Origin of the sequence: Variovorax sp. Root411, from assembly GCF_001425205.1 — a bacterium.
Lineage (GTDB): Bacteria > Pseudomonadota > Gammaproteobacteria > Burkholderiales > Burkholderiaceae_C > Variovorax.
The window spans coordinates 220,815-239,278 of sequence record NZ_LMDW01000012.1; the positions used below are offsets into that span (position 1 = coordinate 220,815).

An 18,464-nucleotide genomic window follows, 5' to 3' on the forward strand; every position below is an offset into this window, starting at 1 on the left:
GAATGCTCCTGTGAGGTTTGCAAGTAGGTCCGAGCAACGTGCCCGGTGACGATTGCCCGAAGGTCCGGCCGTCAGGCCGCTACCGACGGAGCAAACTGGTTGCGCAGGTGACGCGCCATGAAATTGCGTGCCTCGTCGGCGGGCACGGGCTTGCACAGCCAATAGCCTTGAACCTCGTCGCATCCGCGGATGCGCAGGTAGTCGAGTTGTGCCTCGGTCTCCACGCCCTCGGCCACCACCTTCATTCGCAGCCCGTGGGCCAGAGTGATGATGCCGTCGATGAGCGCCCGAGCGTCGGCGTCCTGCGAGAGATCGTTGATGAAGGAACGATCGATCTTGACCGTCGACAGCGGGAAATGCTTCAAATAGGAGAGCGAGGAATAGCCCGTTCCGAAATCGTCGATGGCGAGGCCGACGCCCATGTCTCGAATCGTCCGGAGCAAATTGGCCGCATATTCAGGGTTCTCCATCACCGCACCTTCGGTAATTTCCAGCTCGAGCAGCGCCGGCTCCAGGCCCGAGGCTTCCAGGATGGCCCGTATGTCGGCGACAAGCGTCTGGCTTTCGAACTGGCGCGGCGACAGGTTGACGCTCATCAACACGTCGGGCAGACCGTAGTTCCGCCACGAGCGCGCATCGGCGCAGGCCCTTTCCAGCGCCCACCGGCCCATGGACACGATCAAGCCGATCTCTTCGGCGATCGGAATGAACTGCACGGGCGGGATCATGCCCAGAACCGGGTGGTGCCAGCGCATCAGTGCTTCGACACCGACGATGCGCTGGGTCTTCAGATTCATCTTCGGCTGATAGTGCATCTCCAGTTCGCCGCGTTCCACGGCGTGGCGCAGTGCGCTCTCCAGGATCAGCCGCTCGGTACTCTGTGCATTCATCTTCGCCGCGTAGAACCGGAAGGTGTTGCGGCCTCTTTCCTTGGCCCGGTACATCGCGGTGTCGGCGTTCTTCAGGAGCGCTTCGGCGTCGCCGCCGTTGTCCGGGTACACGCTCACGCCGACGCTGGCGCTGACATGCAGTTCGCGCCCCTCGATGACGAAAGGCTCGGCGCAGCAGGCCAGCACCTTTTCGGCGAGCACCGCGGCATCGTTCGCGCTGGACAGGTTCTCCAGCAGCAGCACGAACTCATCGCCACCGAAACGCGCCACGACGTCATCCTCGCGCAGCAGCGCCGTGAGGCGCTCGCCGCAGATCTTGATCATCTCGTCGCCCACGCCGTGGCCGAGCGTGTCGTTGATGTGCTTGAAGCGATCGAGGTCGACGAACATCACCGCGAACTGCTTCTGATGGCGGTTGCTGCGCTTGATGGCCCGAGCAAGCTCGTGTTGCAGCGCGGCGCGGTTGAACAACCCGGTCAGTTCGTCGTGACTGGCCATGAAACGAAGATTTCGCTCGGCCAGCTTGCGTTGCTCGTACTGGGCAATCTGCAAGGCGATCACTCGCAGCGACTCCAGCGTCTCGGCGTCGTCCACGTACGGATTGCAGGCAAAAAGCTCCAGCGCGGTGGTCACACCGGTGGTGACCATCGGCACGACGAGGCCGCCAGCCAGGCCGGCCCGCCCCGCCATCGCATCGCGCGCAAAGTCGCCCGGGGCTGCCAGCGTGTCGATTTGCACGACGCCACCGGTCCCCCAGGCGCGGCCCAGCGAGCCTTCGCCAGGCCGGTATTCGAGCGAGCGGCTGTCGCTGACGAATTGCCGCACCGCCGGGCCGCTGTCGGCATGCCAGGCGGCGGCGCAGCGAACAAGGCCGTCGTCGCCGACGCGCCACAACATGCCGCAGTCCCAGCGCAACTCGGTGCATACCGCCTCCAGCGCCTGCGTGATCACCGTCTCGGCCGCGCCGTCGCCAGCAAGCAGCCGGGCGATCTCGTACTCGAGCTTCTGGCGCAACGCATCCTTGCGGCGCCGCGTGGCGTCGCGCACGGTGCCACGCACCAGCGTCTTTCCGTCTTCCTCGGCCGACTGCGCGATGACGTGGAGCCAGCGTTCGGTGCCATCGGGCAGGCACAGGCGGTGCTCGAATTCGCTGCGCTCCATGGACCGGGAGGCCTGCGCGATCTGTCGTTCGACCTCGGAGCGTTCTGCGTCCGGAACTCGCGAAAGCAGCGCCGGCAGGTCTGGCTGCAAGGGCCCAGCCTCGAAGCCCAGGATGCGCCGGGCTTCCTCGGAGCACTGCAGGGTTCCGGTTTCGGGATCGAGGATCCAGCTGCCCAGGCTCGCCAGGTGCTGGGCATCTTCCAACTGGCGTTCGCTGGTGCGCAGGTGGCTGGTCATCGCGGTCGCCAGGACCTGGGCTCGGCTGCGTGCGGTGGTCAGCGAAAAGACGATGCCGGCAAGCAGCATGCTGGTGGCCAGGCCGCCGAGGACGATGAACCAGGGAATGGCCTTGTCGAGCGGACCGAAGACCTGGCTCTCGTCCTGGCCGACCTCGACCAGCCAGGAGTGGCCGCCCAGCTCGAAGCCGAGCACGCGCTCGAGGCTGCGCGCCGGTGCGGCGGCCGACTTCGCCAAGGCCGCGCTGTCGAACAGCAGTTGCCGCTCGCCGAAGGGAGTCGGCGCCACGAACCTGGTCTCGACGCGCGTGCCGATCGCACCCTGGCCCGGTCCGGCATCGATCAGGCGCAGCCGGAGCGTCCTCGCGACATCGTCGCCCACCATGTCGCGCAACATGCCTGCGATGCTGAAGCCGGCGCCGACCGACCCCATATAGGCGCTGCGCCGCTGCTCAAGCGTCTCGAGCAGTTGCTGCGGGCGATAGACCGGCAGCCGCATCGCCAATCCGATGTCGGCCTCGCGGCCCGGGATGCGGACCTTGCGCCCGGACGTGACGAGCCCGCCGGTGTCGCGCCCCTGCTCAAGCGCGTTCCCCCTGTCGGGCATCGCGCCCAGGTCGTTGCCGAGCAGCCTCTCGTTGCCGGCCTGCGGCTCGACGAAGATCAGCGGGTAGTAGGTGTCGCGCTCACCGGGCGGCTTGATGGCGAAGCTGGAGGCGACGCCGGCGTCGAGGCTGGCATCGCCGCGGACCTGTGCCTCGAAGAACTGCTTGTCGCCAGCCGCAACGCGGGGCGCATAGGTGACGGCCTGGAAGCCGGGGTACGCGGTCGCCAGGTTCAGCCCCGCGACGTAGTCCCTGAAATCGCTTCGCGTCACGGTCTCGGAGGTGTTGAATCGCGCGCGCAGGCCGATCAGGACGGCAATGTAGTCGTCGAAGCGAGCCTCGACCTTGCGTGCCAGATCGAGCGCGGTTGCGTCGAAGCGCGCCTGAGCGCTGCGCCCGATTTCCTGGCGGGCCGAGATGCTGAGGGCGATCGATAGCGCCGTGCCGAGGATGAAAATTACCAACGGCAGGCGAATCCTGGCCCAGACGGACAAAGACATGGGTTAGATCCTGTCGCTTGTACAAGCCGGGTAGCTCCGTGGACACAAGTGTGGCACGACAGAGAACGCAGCGGTTGCATCTTGGAACAATATATGGGGGATGCGAGAGTGCTACGGATGATTTGTGCTGTGTTTTGAACACTAAAGTATTAATTCCAAAGCACTAATCCCCATAATTAAAAAGAGCCAGGCGTCTCGCAACGCCTGGCTCTTGTTCACAAAGTAAAAAAGTCCGGTCCTAGAACGGAATGTCGTCATCCATGTCGTCGAAGCCCGAAGACGACTTGGCCGGTGCCTGGCGCGGCGCCGGCGCCGGAGCGCGCGGTGCCGCCGCAGGCGCACGCGGGGCGTACCCGCCGCCGCCACCACCGCCCTGCGAATAACCACCGCCGCCTCCGCCTTGCGAGTAGCCGCCGTCGTCATCGCCGGGACCACCCGACGGGCCGCCCTGGCCCTGGCGGCTGCCGAGCATCTGCATCTGGTCAGCGCGGATTTCGGTGGTGTACTTCTCGATGCCGTCCTTGTCGGTCCACTTGCGCGTGCGCAGGCTGCCTTCGACGTACACCTGCGAGCCCTTGCGCAGGTACTGGCCGGCGATTTCGGCCAGGCGTCCGTTGAAGACGATGCGGTGCCACTCGGTGGCTTCGCGCATTTCGCCGCTTTGCTTGTCTTTCCAGCGATCGGTGGTGGCCACGGTGACGTTCGCGACCTGGTCGCCGCTCGGGAAGGTACGCATTTCGGGGTCGCGCCCCAGGTTGCCGACGACGATGACTTTATTGACCGATGCCATATGCACTGCCCCTGATAAGTAGATGGAGGAGGAGGTTGAGAGGAACCCTCGATTGTGCCCCAAGGCTGTCGGCAGCATGCCCGGCGGATGCCAGAATGGGCCTTCCCCATGAACAGAGAACCTGACTTTTTCGAGCATCTGCGCGCCGAATTGCGCGGTGGCCGTATCTGGCTCGACCGGGCGATCGTGCTCGGCTACGCCATTGCGGCCGGTCTCTTCGTGGTGGGCTTCACCATGGCGAGCGACTGGGTCTTCGGCCAATTCCACCGCTTCTACCGCGGCTGGCCCTGGGCGGTGCTGCTGACGACGCCGCTGCTCACGGCCGGCATCGTCTGGTTCACGTTGCGCTTCTTCCCCGGCGCGGGTGGCTCGGGCATTCCGCAGATCAAGGCGGCGCTGCATCCGGCCCTGCCCGAAGAGCGGCGCTTCGCCTTCGCCTCGCTGCGGCTCACGCTCGCCAAGATCGGGCTGGGCGCGGCAGGCTTCGCGGCCGGGCTGTCGATCGGGCGCGAGGGGCCTTCCGTGCAGGTGGCGGCCGGGGTGATGCAGCATGCGCGCCGCTGGCTGTCGCCCAACACGGCCATCGACGGACGCGCGCTGCTGGTGGCAGGGGGCGCGGCCGGCATCGCGGCGGCCTTCAATGCGCCGCTGGCGGGCGTGGTGTTCGCCATCGAGGAGCTGTCGGGCCGGCTCGAGGCGCGCTCCAGCGGCCTGATCATCACGGCCATCGTGCTGGCGGGCCTGGTGGCGGTGTCGGCCTTCGGCAATACCAGTTACTTCGGCGTGATCCGCGTGCCCCGGCTGGGCTGGGACGCACTCGGGCCGGGCCTGCTGGTCACCCTGCTGAGCGGCGCGGCCGGCGGGCTGTTCGCGCGGCTGCTGACCGCCTCGCTCACCGGTGCGCCGGGGCGCCTCAACCGCTGGCGTTCACGTTTTCCGGTGCGTTTCGCGGCCTGCGGTGGACTGGCAGTAGCAGTCATCGGACTGGTGACGGGCGGCGTCACCTTCGGCGCGGGCTCCGAGGCGGTCAAGCAGATGCTGCAGGGGCATGACGAACTGACGCCGATCTTCACCGTGCTCAAGTTCATCGCCACCTGGCTGACGGCCTGGTGCGGCGTACCGGGCGGCATTTTCGCGCCGTCGCTGTCCATCGGCGCGGGCATCGGCAACGCGGTGGCGCGGCTGGCCGGCAGCGACCTCGGCCCCGCGCTCATTGCCATGGGCATGGCCGGCTTCCTGGCCGCGGTGACGCAGGCACCGCTCACCGCCTTCATCATCGTGATGGAGATGGTCGACGGCCACTCGATGGTGCTGAGCCTGATGGCCGCGGCCATGCTGGCCAGCCTGGTCTCGCGAATGATCAGCCGCCCGCTGTACGACACGCTGGCCGAGCACATGGTGGGACGGGCCATCGGCAGCTCGGAGCCGGTGCATCCACCTGCGCCGCAACCCGGCGCCTCGCCATGAAATCCGCGGCGGTCTATCATGTCCGGTTGCCCTCGGACGATCGCCCCCTTTGAATTCAAAAGCCACTGAATACGCCGCCGCCGACGAGGAAAGCGCACGCGACGCGGAACTCGAACGAAACACCTACCTCGGCGCCGTGCTGGCGCAGCAGCGCATCAGCATCCGCGGTGCGCGCACCCACAACCTGAAGAACGTCGATCTCGACATCCCGCGCAACAAGCTGGTGGTCATCACCGGCCTGTCGGGCTCGGGCAAGTCGAGCCTGGCCTTCGACACGCTGTATGCCGAAGGGCAGCGGCGCTACGTCGAGAGCCTGTCGGCCTATGCGCGGCAGTTCCTGCAGCTCATGGACAAGCCCGACGTCGACGTGATCGAAGGGCTCTCGCCCGCGATCAGCATCGAGCAGAAGGCCACCAGCCACAACCCGCGCTCCACCGTGGGCACGGTGACCGAGATCCACGACTACCTGCGCCTGCTGTACGCCCGCGCCGGTACGCCCTACTGCCCCGACCACCACCTGCCGCTGCAGGCGCAGACGGTGTCGCAGATGGTGGACGCGACGCTCGCCATTCCCGACGAACCGCGCCTGATGATCCTGGCGCCCGTGGCGCGCGAGAAGAAAGGCGAGTTCCTCGAGCTCTTCGCCGAAATGCAGGCGGCCGGCTACGTGCGCTTTCGCGTCGACGGCCAGACCTACGAATACAACGACCTGCCCAAGCTCAAGAAGACCGAGAAGCACGACATCGACGTGGTGATCGACCGCCTGCGCGCGCGCCCCGACATGCAGCAGCGCCTGGCCGAGAGTTTCGAGGCGGCGCTGCGGCTGGCCGAGGGCCGCGCGATAGCGCTCGAACTCGGCGCCGAGGGTGCGCCCGACAAGGAACACCTGTTCAACGCCAAGTTCGCCTGCCCGATCTGCCACTACTCGCTGTCGGAGCTGGAGCCGCGCCTGTTCTCGTTCAACTCGCCCGTGGGCGCCTGCCCCAGCTGCGACGGCCTCGGGCACCGCGAGGTGTTCGACCCGGCGCGTGTGGTGGCCTTCCCCTCGCTGTCGCTCGCCAGCGGTGCCATCAAGGGCTGGGACCGCCGCAACGGCTACTACTTCAGCATGATCGAGAGCGTCGCGAAGCACTACAAGTTCGACGTCGACGCGCCCTTCGAATCTCTGCCCGCCTCGGTGCAGCAGGTGCTGCTGCAAGGCTCGGCCGCCGAAGAGATCAAGTTCAACTACACCATGGAGTCGGGCAACTTCGCGGGCAAGAAGCTCACGAAGAAGCACCCCTTCGAGGGGATCATCCCGAACATGACGCGGCGCTACCGCGAGACCGATTCGGTGCTGGTGCGCGAAGACCTCGCGCGCTTTCGCAACCTGCAGCCGTGTCCCGATTGCGGCGGATCGCGGCTGCGGCCTGAAGCGCGCAATGTGTTCCTAGTCGATGAGTCGGCGCGACCGGCGGACGGCAGCGAGCCACCGCGCATGGCGATCTTCGAACTGAGCCACCTCACGCTGCGCGACTCGCTCGCCTGGTTCCAGACGCTCAAGCTGCGCGGCGCCAAGGCCGACATCGCCGACAAGGTGGTGCGCGAGATCGGCCTGCGCCTGAAGTTCCTGAACGACGTGGGCCTCAACTACCTGAGCCTGGACCGCAGCGCCGAAACGCTCTCGGGCGGCGAGGCGCAGCGCATCCGCCTGGCTTCGCAGATCGGCTCGGGCCTCACCGGCGTGATGTACGTGCTCGACGAGCCCAGCATCGGCCTGCACCAGCGCGACAACGACCGCCTGATCGGCACGCTGAAGCATCTGCGCGACATCGGCAACAGCGTGATCGTGGTGGAGCATGACGAGGACATGATCCACGCGGCCGACCACGTGATCGACATGGGCCCCGGTGCGGGCGTGCACGGCGGGCGCGTGATGGCGCAGGGCAGCTATGCCCAGGTGGCGGCCAACCCGGATTCGCTCACCGGCCAGTACCTTTCGGGCACGAAGAAGATCGAAGTGCCCAGGCACCGCACCGCCTGGCTGCCGGTCGTGAAGAAGCCGCCCTTCAACGAGGGCAAGAAGCCTTCGCGCTTTCCGCCGAGCCCCGCGGCCGAACGCCGCGCCGCGCGCGAGGCGGCCCACCTCGCCACGCAGACCGACCTGCAGGAAATTCGCGTGGTCGGAGCCACCGGCAACAACCTGAAGGACGTGAGCGTGGCCTTCCCGGTCGGCCTGCTGACCTGCGTGACTGGCGTCTCGGGCTCGGGCAAGTCGACGCTGGTGAACGACACGCTCTACACCGCCGTGGCGCGCACGCTGTACCGCGCGCACGAAGAACCGGCCGCGCATGAATCGGTGGAAGGCATCGAGTATTTCGACAAGGTCATCAACGTCGACCAGAGCCCCATCGGCCGCACACCGCGCAGCAACCCGGCCACCTACACGGGCCTGTTCACGCCGATCCGCGAGCTGATGGCCGAGACCAACACCGCGCGCGAGCGCGGCTACGGCCCCGGCCGCTTCAGCTTCAACGTGGCCGGCGGTCGCTGCGAGGCCTGCCAGGGCGACGGCGTGGTGAAGGTCGAGATGCACTTCCTGCCCGACGTGTACGTGCCCTGCGAGGTCTGCCACGGCCAGCGCTACAACCGCGAAACGCTCGAGGTGCTCTACAAGGGCAGGAACATCGCGCAGATCCTCGAGATGACGGTCGAAACCGCGCACGAATTCCTGAAGGCCGTACCGACCATCGAGCGCAAGCTGCGCACGCTGCTCGACGTCGGCCTGAGCTACATCAAGCTGGGCCAGTCGGCCACCACGCTCTCGGGCGGCGAGGCGCAGCGCGTGAAGCTCGCGCTCGAACTCAGCAAGCGCGATACCGGCCGCACGCTGTACATCCTCGACGAGCCGACCACCGGCCTGCACTTCGCCGACATCGAGCTGCTGCTGAAGGTGCTGCACCAGTTGCGCGACGCGGGCAACACCATCGTCGTGATCGAGCACAACCTGGACGTCATCAAGACGGCCGACTGGCTGATCGACATGGGGCCCGAAGGCGGCGCGGGCGGTGGCACGGTGGTGGGTGAGGGCACGCCGGAAGAGATCGCGGCGAACGAGGCGAGCCACACGGGGCGGTATCTGAAGCGGCTGCTGGCGAACTGATCGAGAGGCCCCGCCAGGGCCGTGCTTGCTCGCTCAATCGCTCAGGAGGCCTCTTTGACCATTTTCGAACCAAGCCGAGTCAAAGCCCTCAGCCAACAGGATCGGCTTCACGGCGCTGGTGCCAGCTTCGTTCAATCTACGGAGGTACTTCACCAACGTTTGAGCGTCTTCGGTAAGGATGTGCGTCAACGATTCGCAGATTGCCTGCGCTATCAGTTTGATGTCGTCCTTGACTGCACTCCGGTCATCAGTCCCATCTCGCTTGAGATCGCGCATAAGCAATCCGGCGGTCATGGCGTGATCGATGTTGAAAGGGAGCACTTCAAAATTGCGCAAGGGCAAATCAGTCACCGCCTGCTTGACCTGAAACTCCGAAGCAGCAATTGCTGAAAGGTACAAGGGGACACCGCGCTTCAAGGCTTCTCGAAGGTAGCTGACCGCAACCTGATGATGCGCGCGCGCAGGGTCGGCCAGCGAGATCAGGTAGCTCGTGTCGAGCAGAATCGCGCTCACTCCTTGCTTCCCCGAAGTTCATCGATCCATTCACCCGCATCGGGTACATCACGCCAGGCCTTGGCTCCCCGCCGGGTCAAGCGGTCGAGATCTTTTTCATTGAACTGGCTTTCGTGCTCGACGAACTCCAGCAGCCTGGCACCTCGATATTCGCGCGTCACGACGTTGTACTCGGCGACGATCCGAATCATCGCCGGCTTGTAGAGGCGATTGACCTTTTCATCCCGCAGCATTTCGCGCGCCGCATCGACCAGCAAGGTCTTGCCGTCAGGCAGACGAATGTGGGCATTCGGCTTCGAGTGTCCGCCCATGTCTTCAATCTCGCCGCGCACATAGCGTTCGACACGCACCCATTGATCCGCGTCGTCAGCCCTGTAGTCGGATTCGGCACTGATCACAATTGCAGTGGACAGGAAATCCGCACCGATGACCACGCGCCAACGACGGCCGCCGCGCGCGCTTTTCTGCCAACGCTCAATCACCGCACGGCGCTTCAAACCAACACCGTCCATCTCCTGGCTGCTGGCAAGCTTTCTCAGATCGTTCAACAAGACAGGGTTGGCCGTCGGCGCCGTGCGAATGGCCAGTGAACCCTTCTCGACAGAGACATCGAGCGCGCCGGTATCAACGTCGTTGCCGTCTCCGCGCAAGAACTCATCCACGTCCTTGGCAAAGCTGCGAAGCACGGCCAGCGGCACTCGGTCGGGCGATATCTCATATCCGGCCGACTCGTCATGCAAAGCTATCAGCAACTCTTGTGCTTCCATTGGGTCATTCTAGGGTCCGGAGCCGTTTCCTTGTAGAGGCGCCGGCTTACATCCAGGCCGCTGGCGGCACGATTCGGCGGGCCGCGCCACAATCGCGGCCCATGCCTTCCTTCACCCCACGCCAGCTCGTACTGCTCGTTCTCCTGACCCTTGCATGGGGGTTCAACTGGCCCGTGATGAAACTCGGCGTCGCCGACTATCCACCGCTGGCCTTTCGCGCGATCTCGATCTGGCTCGGCGTGCCGGTGCTGGGCCTTGCGCTGGTGTGGATGAAGGTGCCGTTCCGCGTGCCGCGCAGCGCGTGGCCCGAGCTGCTGTGGCTGGGCGCGACCAACATGTTCGTCTGGCACGCCTGCATCATCCTCGCGGTGAAGGCGCTGTCGGGCGGACGCGCGGCGATCCTGGGCTACACGATGCCGGTGTTTTCCGCCGTTATCGGGGCCGTGCTGTTCTCGGCCGTGCTCACGCGGCGCGCGTGGTTGGGCGTGGGCGCCTGCGCGGTCGGCGTGGGGCTGCTGCTGTGGCATGAACTCACCGACTTCGCGGGGCGGCCCGGCTACGTGGCGCTGGCGCTGGTGGCGGCCGCCACATGGGCGCTGGGCACGCAGTTGCTGCGCCACACGCGCATCGGGCTGCCAACGCTCACGCTGTCGTTCTGGATGACGGCGATGGCAGCGGTGGTGATGACGGTGCTCTCGCTGCTGTTCGAGCGCGGCCAGATGTACTGGCCGAACCGCGTGACCTGGGGATCGATCGGCTACAACGCGGTGCTGATCTTCGGCTTTGCGCACGCCGCGTGGTTCTACCTGGCGCGCGGCCTGCCGCCCATCGCCTCGACGCTGAGCGTGATGTTCATTCCGGTGCTCGGCGTCTTCAGCGGCGCGGTGTGGCTCGGTGAGGTCGTGCACTGGCAAGACTGGGTGGCGGTGGCGCTGATGATGGTCGCCATCGCCTCGGTGCTCTGGCCCTCGCGCAACGCAGCGAAGGCCTGAGCGCGCCTTCTTCTTTTTCAGGTCGTCGTCTGCACGTGCAGCCGACTGGTCTTGCAGCGATGCAGCGCCCGATAGTGCTCCAGCGGCCTGCCGTTGGCGCCGTAGGCGATCGATTCGATGCGCAGCAGCGGCTCGGGCTGCGGCAGGTCGAGCAGCTTGCAGGTCTCGGCGTCAGGCAGCACGGCGTCGATCCAGCGTTCGGCGCGCACGAGGCGCAGGCCGTACTGGCGGCGCAGCACGTCGTAGAGCGAGCGGTCGTCCAGGCGGGTTCGATGCAGGCCCGGCGCAAGGTCCGCGGGCACCACGGTTTCCACCAGCAGGCGCAGCTCGCCGTCGACGCTGCGCAGGCGCTTGAGCGCGACCACCTGGGTGTCGTCGGTGAGCCCCAGAGACGCGGCCTCCTGCTCGGTGGGCGCGCGCAACTCCTGTGCAAGGATCTGCGTGCGCACCGAACGGCCCTTGCGCTCCATCTCGTCGGAGAAGCCGAGCACGGTCGAGACGAAATCCTCGTCGCGCTCGCGCGCCGACACGAAGGCGCCGCGGCCCTTGATCTTATAGATGAGGTTGTTGCGCACGAGGTCGGCCAGCGCCTCGCGCACCACGATGCGCGAGATGCCGAACTGCTCGCCGAGTTCGGCCTCGGACGGCAGCTTGGCGCCGATGGGCAGCACGCCCTGCAGGATCTGCAGGCGGATGGCGTCGCGGAACTGGGCCCAAAGAGGAGATTCGGAGCCGCGGTCGAGCACGGTCGAAGTGTCGGTCGGAGAGTTCATGTCAGTGTTTCACCACGCGGTCCGTGGATTTTTCTTGCCGCACCGTTTGGGGTGCTTTTGTTCTTGGCGCTGCTGTTCGGGGTGCGTGCACAGGACACCGGGTACTCCCCTCCGCGAATGTCCCCCGCTTCGCTCCTCCTTTATTTCGCTGCGGGGAGTACCCGGTGCCCTGTGCACGAGGGCACGCTGCTGGTGTGCGGCCGATCGACAAGTGCTCTGAACGATCACGACGGCGGGGTGCCTTGCGCAGCGAAATAAAGGAGGAGCGAAGCGGGGGACATTCGCGGAGCAAGGAAACAGCAAAGCAAGTTTTCATTTCAAGACTGGCCAAGAGCCGAGCTGGTCATCAATGATGCATCGAAAGGGGATGCCGCTTCGGACGCCACCGGAGACAGGCGCACACCATGCCGCTCGCGCAAGGCCGTGGCGCAGGCTTGCAGTTCCCCGTATGCGTGAGCCGCGTCCCAGCCCAGCGCCTCGGCCGCTATGCCCGCCATCTCGGCCAGCGCGGCATCGGTGACGAGGCCCCGAATCGCGAGCAGCGTGCGGCGGATCACCAGATCGTCGAGATGGACCACGCCGGTTTCGAGGCACAGGTACGAGAGCTCGGCGGCCGAATAGTCAGGCGCATGCAACAACGGCACGTCGCCCGATGCGCCCAGTCGCTGCGCCAGCGGCAGCGCCTTCGAGCCATAGCGGCGCAGCAATGCATGGGCACGCGGACGGCTCAAGCCGGAGGCCGTGACCATGCGATCGAGAAAGCGCTCGGTCGCCAACGCATCGGCCGGCAACTCGGCACCGCCGCCAATGGCCAGCGGCTCGGTCGATGCGGTGCGCGGACGGCCCAGTTGCTTCAGCACCTCGTTGGCCGCTTCTTCCGCGAGCGCGCGGAAGGTCGTCCACTTGCCGCCGACGAGGCCGACGATGGGAATGTCGCGCGTGGCGCTGGGTGGGTCGAGCACCACAGAGTGGTCGCGCGAGATCTGACCCGGCTTGTCGGCATCGGAACGCGCGAGCGGCCGCACGCCGACGTAGGTGTAGACCACGTCGCCGCGGCCGAAGCGCAGGTTGGGGAACACCTCGGCCAGCACGTCGAGCAGGTAGTCGACCTCGGCCGGCTCGGTGCCGATCTGGTCGGGATCGTCCACCGGGATGTCGGTGGAGCCCACCAGCACGCGGTCGAGAAAGGGATAGACGATGCACACGCGCCCGTCCACCGCCTCGAAGTACGCCATGCGGCCTTCGAGCGCATCGCGCAGCGTTGGATGGTCGAGCACGAGGTGCGAGCCCTTGGTGCCCATCACGCGCGAGCCCGCGCCGCCGAGCACGGCCGTGCTGCGGTCGAGCCACGCGCCGCTCGCGTTCACCACGGTGTCGGCGGTCACGCGCACCAGCGCACCGGTGATCTCGTCGCGCAGCGTGAGGATGTTGCCCGCGCAGCCCGTCACGCGGCAGTAGTTGGCGGCGGCCGAGCGCGGCTGGTCGCGGCAGGCATCTCCGATCAGTTCGAGGATCAGCCATTCGGGGTGGCTGATCCATGCGTCGAAGAAGGTGGCGGTCCAGCGCACCGCGGCGCGGAACAGGCTGCGGTCGTTCTGCGGCACGCGGCTGATGCGGTGGTTGGGCATCACGCGCTGGCGGCGGCCCAGCAGGTCGTACAGGCGCAGGCCCGCGGCCACGGCAAGCAGTCCGCGCGTGCGCTGCGGCGGCGTGCGGCCGAAGAATTTGAGCGCGCTGCTCATCAGGCCGCCGAAGAAGCTCGACAGCGGCACCACCGTCTTCAGTGGCTGCACGAGGTGCGGCGCATTGCGCAGCAGCAGGTTGCGTTCGCGCGTGGCTTCGGCCACCAGCGAGAAGCTGCCGTTCTCGAGGTAGCGCAGGCCGCCGTGGATCATGCGCGACGGCGCGCTGCTGGCGCCCGCGCTGAAGTCGCCCTTGTCGACGATGAGGCAGTCGACGCGCTGCAGGCACAGGTCGCGGAACACACCGACGCCGTTGATGCCGGCGCCGACGATCACGGTCGAGAAATGGCGGTCGGCCAACGAAGTGGGACGCACGAAAGGCAGTTGCCAGGCGCTCATTTCGCACCTCCCGCCAGATGGGAAAACACAGGTGACATGGTGTCGATCAGTTCGTTGAAGCCGGCGTTGAAATCGGCATGGGCGCGCGCCTGCGCGCCGTCGGGTTCGACCGTGTCGCAGGGCGCGAGCAAGGCGCTGCCTCGTTCGGCGTGATCGATGCCTTGCGACATGGCGGCGTAGATCGCGGCGCCGCGCGCGCCGGTCTCGTCGTCGGCGCAGCGTTCCACCGGATGGCCGAGGAAGGATGCAAGCAGGCGCACGAGGCGCGTATCGCTCGCACCGCCGCCAAGCACGGTCGATGCGGAGACATGCAGGCCGCAGGCCGCGAGCCGCGCGGTGTGCCGCGCATGCAATGCCGCGACCGCATCGACCACCGCGCGTGCCATGTCGCCGCGCGTGTGGTGGCTCTTGAGGCCGACAAAACCCGCCGTCACGCCGCCACCGCCATTGACGAAAGGCAGGAAGCGCAGACCGCCCGCGCCCAGCGGCACCGACATCGCCAGGTCGACGACCGCGCGCGAATCGGGCAGCCCCAGCACGCCGGCCAGCCATGCGATGTTGGCCATCGAAGAAGGGCTGTTCTCCATGTAGAGCCGCTTGTCCTCACGGCCGAAATTGACGACGGCCGCCACGTCGGGCTTGGGCTCGATCACCGGTCCGATCACCGCGTTCACGCACCACGTGCCGAAGACCGACACCGCCCGAACACCGCCTTCGCGGCGTTCCGCGCAGATCGCGGTCATCGAGGCCAGCAGGTCGATGGCGCCCATCGCCACGGGAATGCCGGCAGGCAGGCTGCACAGTGCGGCTTCCGAAGGCCGCAGCCTGCCGATCACCTCGCCGCTCGGTACCAGCGGCCCGAAGGCGTGTGGCCCGAGGTCCGCGATGCCCGAGGCATCGAAGGCCGCCTGCGACCATGTGCCCGTGGCGATCGACACCAGCCCCGCAGTGCTCGCATCGCTCGCGTCGGTCGCGATCTCGCCGGTCAGCAGGAAGCCAAGGTAGTCCTTCGCGAACAGCAGCCGGTGCACCGCGCCGCGCTGCACGGCATCGATGCCGAGCAACTCCGCGGCGATCACGGTGGGCTGCCCCGGCCACGGCCTGCAGCCGACGTCCGCGAACAGCGCCTCGCCATGGCCGAGCGACAGCGAGCGCGCCCGTGCGTCGGCGCGCTGGTCGGTCGAGGCAACCGCCCTTCCGCCCACGAGCTCGTTGCGCACATCGAGCGCATAGAGCCCCGCGCCATGGCCCGTGCAGCCGATGGCGCGAACCTCGGCCACGCGCTCGCCGAGTTGGTGGGCGACGTCGCGCAGCACGCGGGTCAGGGCCGCGCGAATCGCCGTCGCGCTCACTTCGCATCCCCCTCCAGGCAGCCGGTCGTGCGGCAGTGGCATTCGGGACAGTGCGATGGAGCGGCCGCTCCCGGCTTCGAGGGCCAGGGCTTTCAGGCTGCTCGACCCCATGTCGATGCCGATCAGTATGTTTGGCTTCATGTCATAACAGCTTCGGTGGAATAAAAGCGCCTTGCCAGTAGCGTTTCCCCTAGTTATCCCGTCAAACGTCCAGCGCGTACATTCTATCCTGTCATAACAAGTGATGTGACACCGAAGGTCAAGGCGCTGCCCTGAAAAGCAGCATCGCAAGCTGTGCCCCCAACGTGAGGAGACAAAGAATGAGGCGTAATTTCCTGAAGTCCGCCGCGGCAGCCGGTATCGGCCTGGCCGGTGCGAGCGCACTTGCGCAACAGCAAGGTGCAGCCCCCGCAGCCGGTGCCGGCCTGCGCGGCAACGCCAGCGACGTCTACGTGATGAACGTGATGGTGTCGGGCGTGGAGTACTGGTTTCCGGTCTACGAAATGATGAAGCAGCTCGGCCGCACGCTGGGCGTTCGCACCCGCTACACCGGCACGCCGGAGTACGACGTGAACAAGCAGCTCGCGTCGTTCGAGCAGGAGCTGGCGCGCAAGCCCGCGGGCATCCTGCTGCACCCGATGAACCCCGACCCGTTCATCGAGCCGATCAACCGCGCGGCGGCGATGGGCATCCCGGTCGTCACCTTCGCGGCCGACTCGCCGAACTCCAAGCGCACTTCGTTCGTCACGTCCGACAACGACCGCGAAGGCACGCAGGCCGCCGACGCCATCGCGGCATCGCTCAACGGCAAGGGCGAATACGCCGTGCTGGAGAACCCCGGCCAGGACAACCACGACCGCCGCATCGCCGCCTTCGTGAACCGCATGAAGGCCAAGCACCCGGGCATGAAGCTGGTCGGCCGCGCCGCCAGCAACCAAGACCCGAACAAGGCCTACCAGGCGGTGCTGAGTCTCGCGCAGGCCAACCCGAACCTGGGCGCGCTGTTCATGCCCGAGGCCAACTCGGCCCTCGGCGCGGCGCAGGCCAAGGTCGAGACCAAGAAGAACATCAAGGTGATGTGCTGCGACGTGAACGCCAAGATCCTCGACATGATCAAGTCGGGCGACGTGTTCGGCGCCATCAACCCGAACCAGGGCATGCAGGGCTACATGGGCATGATGATGCTGTTCCTCGCCAAGAACCCGACGCTCATCGATCCGATGAACGATGCCAAGCGCAACGGCACCAATCCGATGGCCGTGCCCTTCCTGGACAACGGCCTGGCCGTGGTCAGCAAGGCCAACGCCGACGACTTCTACTGGGACAAGTACCTCGCGCGCCGCGGCACCAAGGGAATCGGCGAATGAGCGAGCAGAACGCAGTGGGCGCCCTGCTCGAGTTGCGCGGCATCAGCAAGCGCTTCGGCGCTTCGCGCGCGCTCTCGGGCGTGGACTTCTCGCTGCATCGCGGCGAGATCCACGCCCTGTGCGGCGAGAACGGCGCGGGCAAGTCCACGCTGATGAACATCATCGATGGCATCCACCAGCCGGACGAGGGCGATATCTCGCTCGACGGCCACAAGGTGGTCATCGACGGCCCGGCGCACGCGATGCGCCTGGGCATCGGCCTGGTGCACCAGGAGATCGCCCTGTGCGGCGACGCCACCGTGGCCGAGAACATCTTCATGCCTGAGATCAACGCCGGCAAGCACGCGTGGATGAACTACGCGAGCCTGAACGAGCGCGCCGCCAGGGTGCTGCAGCGGCTGGGGCAGGACGTCGATCCTTCCGCGCTGGTGAAGGACTTGAGCATTTCCACGCAGCAGCTGATCGAGATCGCCAAGGCGCTCACGCTCGACTGCAAGGTGCTGATCCTCGACGAGCCCACCGCCGCGCTCACCGACAACGAATCGGCCGCGCTCTTCAAGGTGCTGCACGATCTGAAGGCGCAGGGCATCGGCATCATCTACATCAGCCACCGCATGGCCGAAATCTTTGCGCACTGCTCGCGCGTGACGGTGCTGCGCGACGGACGCGACGTGCACTGCGGCCCGCTCGCCGAGCTGGACGCTGACGGCCTGGTGCGCCGGATGGTCGGGCGCGACCTGGGCAACTACTACCCACCCAAGCAGGACGATGCGACGCACGTCGAGCCGGTGCTCGAAGTGAGCGACATCGCCGACGGCGAGCGCGTGCACGGCGTGTCCTTCACGCTGCAGCGCGGCGAGATCCTTGGCATTGCGGGCCTGATGGGCGCCGGCCGCAGCGAACTCGCCGAGACCGTGTGCGGCCTGCGCCCCGCGCGGCGCGGCAGCGTGCGGCTGCGCGGCAAGGCGCTGGCGATCCGCAAGTACAGCGACGCGCTGCGCGAAGGCATCGCCTACCTCAGCGAAGACCGCAAGGCGGCCGGCGTGTACCTCGACCTGCCTATTGCGCAGAACATCGCCTCGATGGCGCTGAAGCGCGTGAGCTCGCGCTTCGGGCTGCTGCAGCGCGCGGCCGAGCACAAGCTGGCGACGGAGCTGGGCGCCAAGCTCAAGCTCAAGTCCGACGGCGTGGCCATCGACGTGGCGAGCCTGTCGGGCGGCAACCAGCAGAAGGTGGCCATCGCCAAGCTGCTGGCCACCAACCCGTCGGTGCTGCTGATGGACGAGCCCACGCGTGGTGTGGACGTCGGCGCCAAGTCGGAGATCCATCACATCCTGCGCGAACTGGCCAACCAGGGCGTGGGCGTGGTCGTGATCTCGTCGGAGCTGCCCGAGATCATCGGGCTGTGCGACCGCGCGCTGGTGATCCGCGACGGCCGGCTCGCGGGCGAATTGGCATCGAACGAAATGACCGAGGAAGCACTCTTGCGGCTCGCTTCTGGACTCTGCGAACAGGAAGCGGCATGAAAGGCCTACAGGGTTCGTGCGGCGCTTCGGTCGGTTCAGGGCGCGATCACGCCGACGGGGTACCTTGCTCCGCGAATGTCCCCCGCTTCGCTCCTCCTTTATTTCGCTGCGCAAGGCACCCCATCGGCGTGATCGTGTTCAGAGCACTGGTTGATCGGCCGCACACCAGCCGCGTGCCCCGTGCACAGGGCACCGGGTGCTCCCCGCAGCGAAATAAAGGAGGAGCCGAAGGCGGGGGACATTCGCGGAGTGGAGTACCCGGTGGCCTGTGCACGCACCCTGAACAAGAGCCCTGAACAAAC

12 protein-coding genes are annotated in these 18,464 nt (G+C 66.6%); 5 read left to right on the top strand and 7 right to left on the bottom strand.

Annotated features, from left to right (window positions below; genetic code table 11):
• Positions 1 to 71: 71 nt before the first annotated feature.
• Positions 72 to 3,392, bottom strand: a complete 3,321-nt coding sequence (locus ASC92_RS12005) for an EAL domain-containing protein (protein WP_056515250.1) — start codon at positions 3,390 to 3,392, stop codon at positions 72 to 74.
• A 238-nt stretch (positions 3,393 to 3,630) separates the two neighbouring features.
• Complete coding sequence (gene ssb, locus ASC92_RS12010; protein ID WP_056515253.1) at positions 3,631 to 4,182, bottom strand: single-stranded DNA-binding protein; 552 nt, start codon at positions 4,180 to 4,182, stop codon at positions 3,631 to 3,633.
• A 108-nt stretch (positions 4,183 to 4,290) separates the two neighbouring features.
• Between ssb and ASC92_RS12015 the strand changes: the two genes are divergently transcribed.
• Both ASC92_RS12015 and uvrA read left to right on the top strand, forming a co-directional pair.
• On the top strand, positions 4,291 to 5,649 hold the full coding sequence (locus tag ASC92_RS12015; RefSeq protein WP_056515255.1) for a chloride channel protein: 1,359 nt from the start codon (positions 4,291 to 4,293) through the stop codon (positions 5,647 to 5,649).
• Positions 5,650 to 5,698: 49 nt separating this feature from the next.
• Positions 5,699 to 8,791, top strand: a complete 3,093-nt coding sequence (gene uvrA / locus ASC92_RS12020; protein WP_056515258.1) for an excinuclease ABC subunit UvrA — start codon at positions 5,699 to 5,701, stop codon at positions 8,789 to 8,791.
• Between the two features lie 33 nt (positions 8,792 to 8,824).
• Here uvrA and ASC92_RS12025 read toward each other — a convergent pair whose 3' ends face one another.
• Both ASC92_RS12025 and ASC92_RS12030 read right to left on the bottom strand, forming a co-directional pair.
• Positions 8,825 to 9,304, bottom strand: a complete 480-nt coding sequence (locus ASC92_RS12025; RefSeq protein ID WP_056515261.1) for a type II toxin-antitoxin system VapC family toxin — start codon at positions 9,302 to 9,304, stop codon at positions 8,825 to 8,827.
• Positions 9,301 to 10,071, bottom strand: a complete 771-nt coding sequence (locus tag ASC92_RS12030) for a hypothetical protein (protein ID WP_056515262.1) — start codon at positions 10,069 to 10,071, stop codon at positions 9,301 to 9,303. Before ASC92_RS12030 ends, ASC92_RS12025 begins: the two co-directional genes overlap by 4 nt.
• A gap of 101 nt (positions 10,072 to 10,172) precedes the next feature.
• Here ASC92_RS12030 and ASC92_RS12035 point away from each other — a divergent pair, with 101 nt between their 5' ends.
• Complete coding sequence (locus tag ASC92_RS12035; protein WP_056515265.1) at positions 10,173 to 11,063, top strand: DMT family transporter; 891 nt, start codon at positions 10,173 to 10,175, stop codon at positions 11,061 to 11,063.
• Between the two features lie 17 nt (positions 11,064 to 11,080).
• On the opposite strand, the gene ASC92_RS12040 is transcribed toward ASC92_RS12035, so the two are convergent.
• From ASC92_RS12040 to ASC92_RS12050, 3 genes are all read right to left on the bottom strand, one after another.
• The gene (locus ASC92_RS12040) at positions 11,081 to 11,836 is read right to left on the bottom strand and encodes a GntR family transcriptional regulator (protein ID WP_056515268.1); all 756 of its coding nucleotides are present in this window, start codon (positions 11,834 to 11,836) and stop codon (positions 11,081 to 11,083) included.
• Positions 11,837 to 12,153: 317 nt separating this feature from the next.
• Positions 12,154 to 13,917 carry a glycerol-3-phosphate dehydrogenase/oxidase gene (locus ASC92_RS12045; protein ID WP_056515270.1) on the bottom strand — a complete coding sequence of 588 codons (1,764 nt, stop codon included), beginning with the start codon at positions 13,915 to 13,917 and terminating at the stop codon, positions 12,154 to 12,156.
• Complete coding sequence (locus tag ASC92_RS12050) at positions 13,914 to 15,410, bottom strand: FGGY family carbohydrate kinase (protein ID WP_056515273.1); 1,497 nt, start codon at positions 15,408 to 15,410, stop codon at positions 13,914 to 13,916. Before ASC92_RS12050 ends, ASC92_RS12045 begins: the two co-directional genes overlap by 4 nt.
• A 179-nt stretch (positions 15,411 to 15,589) precedes the next feature.
• Here ASC92_RS12050 and ASC92_RS12055 point away from each other — a divergent pair, with 179 nt between their 5' ends.
• Both ASC92_RS12055 and ASC92_RS12060 read left to right on the top strand, forming a co-directional pair.
• Positions 15,590 to 16,636 carry a substrate-binding domain-containing protein gene (locus tag ASC92_RS12055; RefSeq protein WP_056515277.1) on the top strand — a complete coding sequence of 349 codons (1,047 nt, stop codon included), beginning with the start codon at positions 15,590 to 15,592 and terminating at the stop codon, positions 16,634 to 16,636.
• Positions 16,633 to 18,162, top strand: coding sequence for a sugar ABC transporter ATP-binding protein (locus tag ASC92_RS12060; protein WP_056515280.1), 1,530 nt, complete (start codon positions 16,633 to 16,635; stop codon positions 18,160 to 18,162). The genes ASC92_RS12055 and ASC92_RS12060 overlap by 4 nt, the downstream gene beginning before the upstream one ends.
• Positions 18,163 to 18,464: the final 302 nt, after the last annotated feature.

What these genes read in the sequence shown, in the direction of transcription:
- ASC92_RS12005 (WP_056515250.1), bottom strand. Translation starts at nt 3,392, where the DNA reads ATGTCTTTGTCCGTCTGGGCCAGGATTCGCCTGCCGTTGGTAATTTTC.
- ssb (WP_056515253.1), bottom strand. Translation starts at nt 4,182, where the DNA reads ATGGCATCGGTCAATAAAGTCATCGTCGTCGGCAACCTGGGGCGCGAC.
- ASC92_RS12015 (WP_056515255.1), top strand. Translation starts at nt 4,291, where the DNA reads ATGAACAGAGAACCTGACTTTTTCGAGCATCTGCGCGCCGAATTGCGC.
- ASC92_RS12030 (WP_056515262.1), bottom strand. Translation starts at nt 10,071, where the DNA reads ATGGAAGCACAAGAGTTGCTGATAGCTTTGCATGACGAGTCGGCCGGA.
- ASC92_RS12035 (WP_056515265.1), top strand. Translation starts at nt 10,173, where the DNA reads ATGCCTTCCTTCACCCCACGCCAGCTCGTACTGCTCGTTCTCCTGACC.
- ASC92_RS12040 (WP_056515268.1), bottom strand. Translation starts at nt 11,836, where the DNA reads ATGAACTCTCCGACCGACACTTCGACCGTGCTCGACCGCGGCTCCGAA.
- ASC92_RS12045 (WP_056515270.1), bottom strand. Translation starts at nt 13,917, where the DNA reads ATGAGCGCCTGGCAACTGCCTTTCGTGCGTCCCACTTCGTTGGCCGAC.
- ASC92_RS12050 (WP_056515273.1), bottom strand. Translation starts at nt 15,410, where the DNA reads ATGAAGCCAAACATACTGATCGGCATCGACATGGGGTCGAGCAGCCTG.
- ASC92_RS12055 (WP_056515277.1), top strand. Translation starts at nt 15,590, where the DNA reads ATGAGGCGTAATTTCCTGAAGTCCGCCGCGGCAGCCGGTATCGGCCTG.
- ASC92_RS12060 (WP_056515280.1), top strand. Translation starts at nt 16,633, where the DNA reads ATGAGCGAGCAGAACGCAGTGGGCGCCCTGCTCGAGTTGCGCGGCATC.